The sequence below is a fragment of the Kitasatospora sp. NPDC127067 genome (assembly GCF_042724755.1).
GTDB classification, from domain to species: domain Bacteria; phylum Actinomycetota; class Actinomycetes; order Streptomycetales; family Streptomycetaceae; genus Kitasatospora; species Kitasatospora lactacystinica.
The window spans coordinates 1-8927 of record NZ_JBHXEM010000214.1; the positions used below are offsets into that span (position 1 = coordinate 1).

The following is an 8927-nucleotide window of genomic DNA, read 5'->3' on the forward strand; positions in this document are numbered from 1 at the left end:
AGGTCGCCGGGTTCGGTGTCGCCGCCGAGGCCGGCGATGCGCTCGCCCTCGACGGCGAGGCGGTCGCCGTCGACGACGCCGCCGGGCAGGACCAGGCGGGCGCCGGCCAGGGCAGTACGGTCACGGTCCGCGGTGGTCACGCGGTCACCTCCATGGTGAGCAGATCCCAGGCGAGCAGGCCCGCGCCCAGGGACGCGGCGGTGTCTTTGAGCATGGCGGGTACGACCTTCGGGGGCATCTGGAAGGTCAGTCGCTCGGTGACGGCCGCGCGCAGCGGAGTGAAGAGCGTGTCGCCGGCCTCGGCCAGCCCGCCGCCGACGATCACCGTGGACGGGTCGAGCAGGCTCTGGGCCAGCACGATGCCGTCCGCGAGGGCGTCGACGGCCTGCTGCCAGACCGCGAGGGCGCGGTCGTCCCCGGCGTCCACCGCGGCGGCGCAGGATGCCGCGTCGGCGTCGGGGTCGCCGCTGGCCTCGGCCCAGGCACGGGAGACGGCGGAGGCGGAGGCCAGTGTCTCCAGGCAGCCGCGGGCGCCGCAGCCGCACGGCGGTCCGCCCGGGCGGACCACGACGTGGCCGATCTCGCCGCCGTAGCCGTGCGCGCCCGCCTCGATCCGGTCGCCGATGCCGATCGCGCCGGCGATGCCGGTGCCGAGGGCGATGAACAGGAAGCGGTCGACGCCGCGGCCGGCTCCGAGCCGGCCCTCGGCCAGGCCGCCGGAGCGCACGTCGTGGCCGAGGGCCACCGGCATCGGGCCGCCGTCCGGTCCGGCCAGGCGCTCGCCGAGGAGCTTGCGCAGCGGGAGGTCGCGCCAGCCGAGGTTGGCGGAGAAGACCGCGATGCCGTTCTTCTCGTCGATCGTGCCCGGGACGGCGACGCCGGCCGCGAGCGGGGCGACGCCGAAGCGGCTGCGGCCCTCGTCCGCCAGGTCGGCGGCGAAGTCGAGGATGGCGGCGACGACGGCGTCCGTGCCGTGCTCCCGCCCGGTCGGTCGGCGTGCTTCGAACAGCACGGAGCCGTCCTGGGCGAGCAGCGCGGCCTTCATGCCGGTGCCGCCTACATCGAGTGCGATGACGTGCTTCACGGAGGACAGTTTCCCTTGGGCGGGTAGAAGAGGTCTAGTCCAGTTGTCGGATTGGTCTGGTCCATACTGGGTGAGCTTTGTCGCAGCTGCGGGGGTGTGCGGGGCTTTGCGCCCGGGGGCGGGGCCGGGTGCCGAACGGGATGTGCGGGGTGGGGGCGGAGGTTTTGTTGCGCATTGTGCAATGACTCCGCGCACTTCGATAACTACCGGGGCGGCCCCGGCCGGTGGTGTGGACCGGTGGTCGGCGGGTTTGGCAGTGTTGCGCCTCCCCCCGCCGGATTTCCCCCGATCCGGTCGATGTACATCCACGTTCATCCCCCCGAAGGCGGTACCCGCGTTGAACAGGCGCGTCCACGTTCCCACCCGTGTGCTCGGCGGTGCGCTGGCCGGAGCACTGGTCCTCACCGCGGTCAGTGCCTGCGGCGGGCAGGACGACGGACCGGTCACCCTCAGGCTGGTCGCCGCCGACTACGGGGAGAGCCCCGAGACGAGCTCCCAGCACTACTGGGACGCCGTCGCCAGGGACTTCGAGGCCGCGAACCCCGGGATCAAGGTCAGCGTCGAGGTGGACAGCTGGACCGAGATCGGCAAGAAGGTCGAGGACATGATCGCGGCCGGCAAGTCGCCGGACCTGCTCCAGACCGGCGGCTTCGCGGACCAGGTCGCGGCGGACCGGCTCTACCCGGCCTCCGACGTGCTCTCGGTGGACACCCAGGCCAGGTTCCTGGACACCTTCGCCCACGCCGGGCAGGTGCTCGGGACGCAGTACGGGATCCCGTTCGTCTCCTCGTCGCGGGTGCTCTTCTACAACAAGGCGATGTTCCGGCAGGCCGGGATCACCCAGCCGCCCGCCACCTGGAACGAACTGCGGCAGGACGCGGAGAAGATCAAGGCCAAGGTGCCGGGGGTGACCCCGTACGGGCTGCCGCTGGGGCCGGAGGAGGCGCCGGCCGAATCGATGCTGTGGACGCTGAGCGGCGGCGGCAGCATCTCCGACGACGTCGGCAACTACACCATCGACAGCGCCCAGAACCAGGCGACCTTCGGCTGGCTGAAGAGCAACCTGGTGAGCACCGGGCTGACGTACCCGGACCCCGGCAGGATGAACCGCACCCCGGTGTTCCAGGACTTCGCCGCCGGGAAGGTCGCGATGCTGAACGGGCACCCGACGCTGCTGCGGATGGCGACCGCCGGGAAGATCGACTTCGGGACGGCGCCGATCCCCAAGAAGGACGGCGTCGGGCGGACCGGGAGCCTCGGGGTCGCCGACTGGATGATGGCGCTCAAGGCGAACGGGCACAAGAACGAGATCAAGAAGTTCCTGTCCTTCGTCTACGGCAAGGACAACCAGCTGAAGTTCGACGAGCAGTACAACCTCCTGCCGGTCACCCAGGACGCCTTCGCCCAGATGTCGTCGGACCCCAAGCACGAGGACCTCAAGCAGTTCGCGGTCGGGCTGGCCAACGCGAGCTTCTACCCGTTCGGCGACCCGGCCTGGGGCGAGGTCAGCAACGGGATCAAGGCGGGGATCGGGCAGGCCGTCACCGGGGATCCCAAGCAGGTGCTCGGGGGACTGCAGGACGCGGCGGTGAAGGAAGCGGCCAAGGTCCGCAAGTAGGACCGGGGGCCGGGACGGGGTCGGGACCCGCTCCGGCCCCGGCAGGGGGTGTGCTTCAGGGGAGCGTGATGGCGTAGGCCTTGCGGAGGGTCTCGTGGACCGTCCAGGTGGTGCGGTCGCCCTCGCGCAGGACCGCGCAGTCGCCGGGGCCGACCTCCAGGGTCGGGCCGCCCTCGATCTCGATGGTGGCCCGGCCGCTGAGCACCACGAACATCTCGTCCGCCTCCACGTCGGTGACCACACCGGGGGTGATCTGCCAGAGACCGCGCAGGTGGCGGCCGTCGGCGGACTCGGACAGCACCTTGCCGGTGACCTCGGGGGAACCGGAGACGACCTGGGACGGGTCCAGCGGGTCGGGGTCGAGGTCGGCGGTGGGGACGTGCAGGGCGAAGCTGGGCGTGGTCATGGGGGTGACGGTAGCCGGGCGCGGGGAGCGGTGGGGCGAGCAGGGTGTGTCGGGGTTGCGCGCGAGAATGACACTCCGTAGCGGTGGACGGAGGTGGTTCCGGTGGGCGAACCGGGCGGGCTGAGTGAGCGGGAGCGGGCGGTGCTGGCGCTGGAAGGGCGGCAGTGGCGTACGGCGGGGGCCAAGGAGCGGGCGATCCGGGAGGAGCTGGGGCTCTCCTCGACGCGGTACTACCAGGTGCTGAACTCTCTGCTGGACCGGGAGGCGGCGTTGGCGCACGCGCCGGTGCTGGTGAATCGGTTGCGGCGGGTTCGGGAGGCCCGGCGGGGGGCCCGGTGACGGGGTGGCTCCAGGGAGGACGGCCGGGCGCCGGGTGGGTGCGGAGGGGGCGGTCCGGGGTAGGGGCTTCGGTATGGGCTTTGAAGAGATGTTCGTGCCGGGGACCGAGGCTGGGCGGGACGGGGTGCGGGCCGTCCTGGCGGCGCCCGGGGAGGCCGTGATCGGGTTGGACTTCGACGGGACCTTGGCGCCGATCGTGGCGGATCCGGGGCGGGCGCGGGCGCATCCGGGGGTGGTGGGAGCTCTGCGGCGGCTGGGCTCGGTGGTGGGGGCCGTGGTGGTGGTGACGGGCCGGCCGGCCGCGGTGGCGGTGGAGTACGGGGGGTTCGCGGGGCTGCCGGGGGTGGTGGTGCTGGGGCACTACGGGGCCGAGCGGTGGGAGGACGGGAAGCTCTCGGCGCCGGAGGCGCCTCCGGGGGTGGCGCGGGTGCGGGACGTGCTGCCGGGGATGCTGGAGCGGGTCGGGGCGCCCGAGGGGACGTGGGTGGAGGACAAGGGGCGGTCGGTGGCCGTGCACACCCGGCGGACGGCGGTGCCGGAGGAGGCGCTGCAGCTGCTGCGGGCGCCGGTGGGGGACCTGGCGGCCGAGTACGGGCTGGTGGTGGAGCCCGGCCGGCTGGTGCTGGAGCTGCGGCCGCCGGGGGTGGACAAGGGGGCGGCGCTGACCGGGTTCCTGCGGGAGCGGGGCGCCCGTGCGGTGCTCTACGCGGGGGACGACCTGGGGGACGTGGCGGCCTTCGCCGCGGTGGAGAAGCTGCGGGGCGAGGGCGTGGCCGGGGTGCTGGTGTGCGCCGGTGCGGTGGGGGACGCGCCGGTGCGGGAGCTGGCCGACCGGGCGGATCTGGTGGTCGCCGGGCCGGAGGGGGTGGTGGAGCTGCTGGGGGCTCTCGGGGAGGCGCTCACAGGGCGTTGAGCTGGTCCAGGAACCACTGCTGCGGGGGGAGCGCGGTGGCCGCCGCGGCCAGGCGCCCGGTGCGGTCGGCGCGCTCCTTCGGGTCCATGGTGAGAGCGGCGTGGAGGGCGTCGGCGGTGGCGATGACGTCGTAGGGGTTGACGGTGAGGGCGTCGTCCTTGAGTTCGGCGTGGGCGCCGGCCTCGCGGGAGAGGACGAGGGCGCAGCCGTTGTCGGAGACCACCGGGACTTCCTTGGCGACCAGGTTCATGCCGTCGCGGATGGGGTTGACCAGGGCGACGTCGGCCAGGCGGTAGGCGGCGAGCGAGCGCGGGAAGTCGTCGTCGACGTGGAGGAGCAGCGGCTGCCAGGCGGGGGTGGCGAATTCGGCGTTGATCTCGTCGGCGAGGCGCTGGACGGTGGCCGTGTAGTCGCGGTACTCGGCCAGGTCGGTGCGGGAGGGGTAGGCGAAGGCGATGTGCACCACCCGGTCGTGCCACTCGGGGCGGGTGCGGAGCAGGTGCCGGTAGGCCTGGAGGCCGCGGACGATGTTCTTGCTCAGCTCGGTGCGGTCGACCCGGACGATGGTGCGGCGGTCGCCGACGGTCCGGCGGAGGGCGGCGAGGCGTTCGTCGACGTCGGGGCGGTGGGCGCGTTCGCGCAGGAAGTCGGCGTCGGCGCCGAGGGCGTGGACGCCGAGGCCCGTGGTGCGGCCGTCGAGGGTGACGGTGAGCGCGTCGTGGTCGACGGTCGCGTCCAGGAGGTCCTCGCAGCAGGCGGCGAAGGCGCGGGCCCAGCGTTCGGTCAGGAAGCCGGCCCGGTCGGCGCCCAGGATGCCGGTGAGGACGGCCCGGGCGACGTCGTCGGGCAGCATCCGGTAGTACTCGGGCGGGGCCCAGGGGGTGTGCGAGAAGTGGCCGATCCGCAGGTCGGGGCGGGCCGCCCGGAGCAGGGCCGGGACCAGGGAGAGGTGGTAGTCCTGGACGAGGACCGCGGCGTTCGGGGCGGCCTCGGCGGCCAGGGCCTCGGCGAAGGCCTCGTTGTACGCCCGGTAGGCGGCCCACTCGGTGCGGAAGCCGGCGTCGAAGGCGGGTGCCGTGGGGGTCGCGTAGAGCAGGTGGTGGACGAACCACAGGGTGGAGTTGGCGACGCCGTTGTAGGCGCGGGCGAAGGTCTGCGGGTCGATGTCCAGCATCCGTACGGCCTGGCCGCCGACCTCGTGGCCGGCCAGGTCGAGGCGGCCCCGCGGCGCCTCGGCGGCGGCTCTGCGGTCGGCGTCGTTGAGGGCGGCGCAGACCCAGACGGCGTTCGGGTCCGCGATGGCGGAGAGGCCGGAGACCAGTCCGCCGCCGCCGCGGCGCAGGGTCAGCGTGCCGTCGTCGGCGGTGCTGAAGGACACCGGTCCCCGGTTGGAGGCAACCAGGACGGGGGCGGTGCCGGTCGCGCTCGAACGGTTGGTCGTGAGATCGCCCATGGTTGGGATGTTGCCGGGGGGTCGGGGCGGCAAACCCCTCAATGACGGGTCGCGTATTCGGGGACGGTGTGCATCGGGGGGCGTTCCAGGGCGGTCACCGGGTGGGTGTGGGCGGTGAAGGCGCGGGTTTCCGGGTCGCGGGTGAACTGGGTGAGTTGGGGGTGGACGAGGTCGGCGGAGGCCTTGAGGCGGTGGGTGCGGTCGAGGCGTTCCAGGGCGGTCCGGTAGATGGTGGCGGCCATCCGGCCGAGGGCCTGGCCGTCCTGGTGGCGGTGGTGCCGGACGCCGACGTCCACCTGGGCCAGGGCGTCCAGACCGGCCAGTTCCAGGGCGTCGACCAGCAGGCCGAGTTCGACGCCGTAGCCGGTGGGGAAGGGCAGCCGTTCGAGCAGTGAGCGGCGGGCCGCGTACTCGCCGCCGAGGGGCTGGACGAAACCGGCGAGTTCCGGCCAGTGGAGGTTGAGCAGGGGCCGGGCGACGAGTTCGGTGACCCGGCCGCCGCCGACGGGCAGGACGGCGCCCTCGGATTCCAGCGGGCGGTCGTACATGGCCTTGACCAGCTGGATGGACTCGTCGGTCAGCAGCGGGCCGAGGATGCCGGAGACGAGGGCCGGGTCGAATTCGCGCAGGTCGGCGTCGACGAAGCAGACGATGTCGCCGCGGGTGACCAGCAGCGAGCGCCAGAGCACCTCGCCCTTGCCGGGGACGGCGGGCAGCCGGGGCAGGACGGCGTCGCGGTGCTCGACCCGGGCGCCGGCCTCGGCGGCGACGGCGGCGGTGGCGTCGGTGGAGCCCGAGTCGACGACGACGAGTTCGTCGACGAGCGGGAGGCGTTCCATCAGCTCGCGGCGGATGGTGCGGACGATGTCGCCGACGGTGGCCTCCTCGTCCAGGGCGGGGAGGACCACGCTGACGGTGCGGCCGGTGCGTTCCTTGGCGGCGAGGAGGGTGTGGACCGGCCGGTCGGCCGCGCTCCAGGAGCGGCGGCGCAGCCAGGACGCCGCCTGCGGGAGGAGCTCGGGAATCGGTTCGGCGGGCACGGAGGTCTCCTCGGCGGGGTCGGTGGGACGGGTCATCTCGCGTGGCGGACGGACCCGTTCAGGATTGACGCCTTCGGATACAGTCTTCGTACAGCGGTCGGACCTTTGCACGCCGGGGTCGCCGTTGAGCATCACCACAATTTCACAAGCTCATCCAGAGGGACTGAGGGAACGGCCCGTTGACGTCCCGGCAACCTTCCCGCGCGGCTGTCTGTCGACAGGCCCCGGCGGGACAGGTGCCAATTCCGGCCTGTGGCGCGACCGTGCCACGGGGAAGATGAGGAGAGAGGCCTCGCCATCATGGCTATCGACACCGCCGCACCCTCCCCCAGCCTTCGGCCGGGGGGACCCCCACCCGTCGACCTCGGCCCCGCCGCCGCGCTGTCCTGTCGCGAGTGCGGCACCCGCTTCCCGCTCGGCCCCAGCTTCGCCTGCCTGGAGTGCTTCGGCCCGCTGGAGATCGCCTACGAGTTCGGCAGCGAGGGCGCCGAGGAGCTGCGCAAGCGGATCGAGGCCGGTCCGGCGTCCATCTGGCGGTACGCGCCGCTGCTGCCGGTTCCGGCCGACGTGGCGTCGAAGCCCAATCTGAACCCTGGGTGGACCCCGCTGGTGAAGGCGGACAACCTGGGCCGGGAGCTCGGTTTCACCGCCCAGCTGCACGTCAAGGACGACTCCGGGAACCCGACGCACTCGTTCAAGGACCGGGTGGTCGCCTGCGCGATCGAGGCGGCCCGGGCGTTCGGGTACACCACGCTGTCCTGCTCCTCCACCGGCAACCTGGCCGGCGCGGTGGGGGCGGCGGCGGCCCGGGCCGGGTTCCGGTCCTGCGTGTTCATCCCGCACGACCTGGAGCAGGGCAAGGTCGTCATGGCCGGGGTGTACGGCGGCGAGCTGGTCGGCATCGAGGGCAACTACGACGACGTGAACCGCTTCTGCTCGGAGCTGATCGGCGATTCGGCCGGCGAGGGCTGGGGCTTCGTCAACGTGAACCTGCGGCCGTACTACGGCGAGGGTTCCAAGACGCTGGCGTACGAGATCTGCGAGCAGCTGGGCTGGCGGCTGCCGGAGCAGATCGTGATCCCGATCGCCTCGGGCTCGCAGCTGACGAAGATCGACAAGGGCCTCCAGGAGCTGATCAGGCTCGGCCTGGTCGAGGACCGGCCGTACCGGATCTTCGGTGCCCAGGCCGAGGGCTGCTCGCCGGTGTCGGCCGCGTTCAAGGCCGGCCGGGACGTGATCAAGCCGGTCAAGCCGGACACCATCGCCAAGTCGCTGGCGATCGGCAACCCCGCCGACGGCCCGTACGTGCTGGACATCGCCCGCCGCACCGGTGGCGCGGTGGAGGACGTCACGGACGCCGAGGTCGTCGCGGCGATCCGGCTGCTGGCGCGGACCGAGGGCGTCTTCGCCGAGACCGCGGGCGGGGTGACCGTCGGCGTGCTGAAGAAGCTGGTCGAGACCGGGCAGCTGGATCCGGCCAAGGAGACCGTCGCGATCAACACCGGCGACGGCCTGAAGACCCTGGACGCCGTCTCCGACGCCGGGATGACCGCCGTCATCCGCCCGACGCTGGACTCGTTCCGCGCCGCCGGCCTCGCGTCCGCCTGAACCACCCGATCGGCCCCGCCCCCGCAAGGAGAGTCATGAGCGCCAACGTCCGCATTCCCACCATCCTCCGCACCTACACCGACGGTGCCGCCGTGGTGACCGCCGAGGGTGCCACCCTGGCCGAGGTCGTCGCCGACCTGGAGAAGAACCACCCGGGCATCTCGGCCCGCATCCTGGACGACACCGGCAAGCTGCGCCGCTTCGTGAACGTCTACGTGAACGACGACGACGTGCGTTTCGCCGAGGGCCTGGCGACCGAGATCGGGGACGGCGCCGGCATCTCGATCATCCCGGCGGTGGCCGGCGGCTGCTGAGCCTTCGCGACCAACCCGCGGTCGCCCGCGCGTACGGAATTCCGTTTCCCGTATGCGCGGGCGACCGGGGGCATTCCGGGCGGTATTTTTCGCGGGCGAGTGGGAGTTGAGTGTGGGTGGGTTGGGAACAGGGTTTGCCGTTCGGGCCCCGC

The 8927-nt window shown here is 72.8% G+C and carries 9 protein-coding genes and 1 riboswitch; of the genes, 5 read left to right on the forward strand and 4 right to left on the reverse strand.

Annotated features, from left to right (window positions below; genetic code table 11):
• Positions 1-136: 136 nt before the first annotated feature.
• Positions 137-1084: an ROK family protein gene (locus ACFWJ4_RS39785; protein WP_359905868.1), complete on the reverse strand. Its 948-nt coding sequence runs from the start codon at positions 1082-1084 to the stop codon at positions 137-139.
• 337 nt (positions 1085-1421) lie between these two features.
• On the opposite strand from ACFWJ4_RS39785, the gene ACFWJ4_RS39790 reads away from it, so the two are divergent.
• Entirely contained in the window at positions 1422-2702 is a 1281-nt protein-coding gene (locus tag ACFWJ4_RS39790) for an extracellular solute-binding protein (RefSeq protein WP_380553879.1), read from the forward strand.
• A 55-nt stretch (positions 2703-2757) separates the two neighbouring features.
• Here the strand turns inward: ACFWJ4_RS39790 and ACFWJ4_RS39795 are convergent, their stop codons facing one another.
• Positions 2758-3108 (reverse strand): cupin domain-containing protein, encoded by a 351-nt coding sequence (locus tag ACFWJ4_RS39795; protein ID WP_359905862.1) that lies wholly within the window; start codon positions 3106-3108, stop codon positions 2758-2760.
• A 93-nt stretch (positions 3109-3201) separates the two neighbouring features.
• Between ACFWJ4_RS39795 and ACFWJ4_RS39800 the strand changes: the two genes are divergently transcribed.
• Both ACFWJ4_RS39800 and otsB read left to right on the forward strand, forming a co-directional pair.
• Positions 3202-3447, forward strand: a complete 246-nt coding sequence (locus tag ACFWJ4_RS39800; protein ID WP_380553882.1) for a DUF3263 domain-containing protein — start codon at positions 3202-3204, stop codon at positions 3445-3447.
• A gap of 88 nt (positions 3448-3535) precedes the next feature.
• Positions 3536-4360 carry a trehalose-phosphatase gene (gene otsB / locus ACFWJ4_RS39805; RefSeq protein ID WP_380553895.1) on the forward strand — a complete coding sequence of 275 codons (825 nt, stop codon included), beginning with the start codon at positions 3536-3538 and terminating at the stop codon, positions 4358-4360.
• Here the strand turns inward: otsB and ACFWJ4_RS39810 are convergent.
• Together ACFWJ4_RS39810 and ACFWJ4_RS39815 are read right to left on the reverse strand one after the other, a co-directional pair.
• Positions 4347-5813 carry a trehalose-6-phosphate synthase gene (locus tag ACFWJ4_RS39810; RefSeq protein ID WP_380553885.1) on the reverse strand — a complete coding sequence of 489 codons (1467 nt, stop codon included), beginning with the start codon at positions 5811-5813 and terminating at the stop codon, positions 4347-4349. The two genes, otsB and ACFWJ4_RS39810, sit on opposite strands and share 14 nt — an antisense overlap.
• 38 nt (positions 5814-5851) lie before the next feature.
• Positions 5852-6889, reverse strand: coding sequence for a glucosyl-3-phosphoglycerate synthase (locus tag ACFWJ4_RS39815; RefSeq protein WP_380553887.1), 1038 nt, complete (start codon positions 6887-6889; stop codon positions 5852-5854).
• A 111-nt stretch (positions 6890-7000) separates the two neighbouring features.
• A riboswitch (SAM riboswitch) is annotated at positions 7001-7137 on the forward strand.
• A 16-nt stretch (positions 7138-7153) separates the two neighbouring features.
• Between ACFWJ4_RS39815 and thrC the strand changes: the two genes are divergently transcribed.
• Both thrC and ACFWJ4_RS39825 read left to right on the forward strand, forming a co-directional pair.
• On the forward strand, positions 7154-8461 hold the full coding sequence (thrC, locus tag ACFWJ4_RS39820; RefSeq protein ID WP_380553889.1) for a threonine synthase: 1308 nt from the start codon (positions 7154-7156) through the stop codon (positions 8459-8461).
• Positions 8462-8496: 35 nt separating this feature from the next.
• Positions 8497-8775 carry a MoaD/ThiS family protein gene (locus tag ACFWJ4_RS39825; RefSeq protein ID WP_380553892.1) on the forward strand — a complete coding sequence of 93 codons (279 nt, stop codon included), beginning with the start codon at positions 8497-8499 and terminating at the stop codon, positions 8773-8775.
• The last annotated feature ends 152 nt before the right edge of the window (positions 8776-8927 follow it).

Excerpts from the sequence above, each read along its gene's own strand:
- otsB (WP_380553895.1), top strand. The coding sequence starts at position 3,536 with ATGTTCGTGCCGGGGACCGAGGCTGGGCGGGACGGGGTGCGGGCCGTC.
- ACFWJ4_RS39795 (WP_359905862.1), bottom strand. The coding sequence starts at position 3,108 with ATGACCACGCCCAGCTTCGCCCTGCACGTCCCCACCGCCGACCTCGAC.
- ACFWJ4_RS39825 (WP_380553892.1), top strand. The coding sequence starts at position 8,497 with ATGAGCGCCAACGTCCGCATTCCCACCATCCTCCGCACCTACACCGAC.
- ACFWJ4_RS39810 (WP_380553885.1), bottom strand. The coding sequence starts at position 5,813 with ATGGGCGATCTCACGACCAACCGTTCGAGCGCGACCGGCACCGCCCCC.
- ACFWJ4_RS39815 (WP_380553887.1), bottom strand. The coding sequence starts at position 6,889 with ATGACCCGTCCCACCGACCCCGCCGAGGAGACCTCCGTGCCCGCCGAA.
- thrC (WP_380553889.1), top strand. The coding sequence starts at position 7,154 with ATGGCTATCGACACCGCCGCACCCTCCCCCAGCCTTCGGCCGGGGGGA.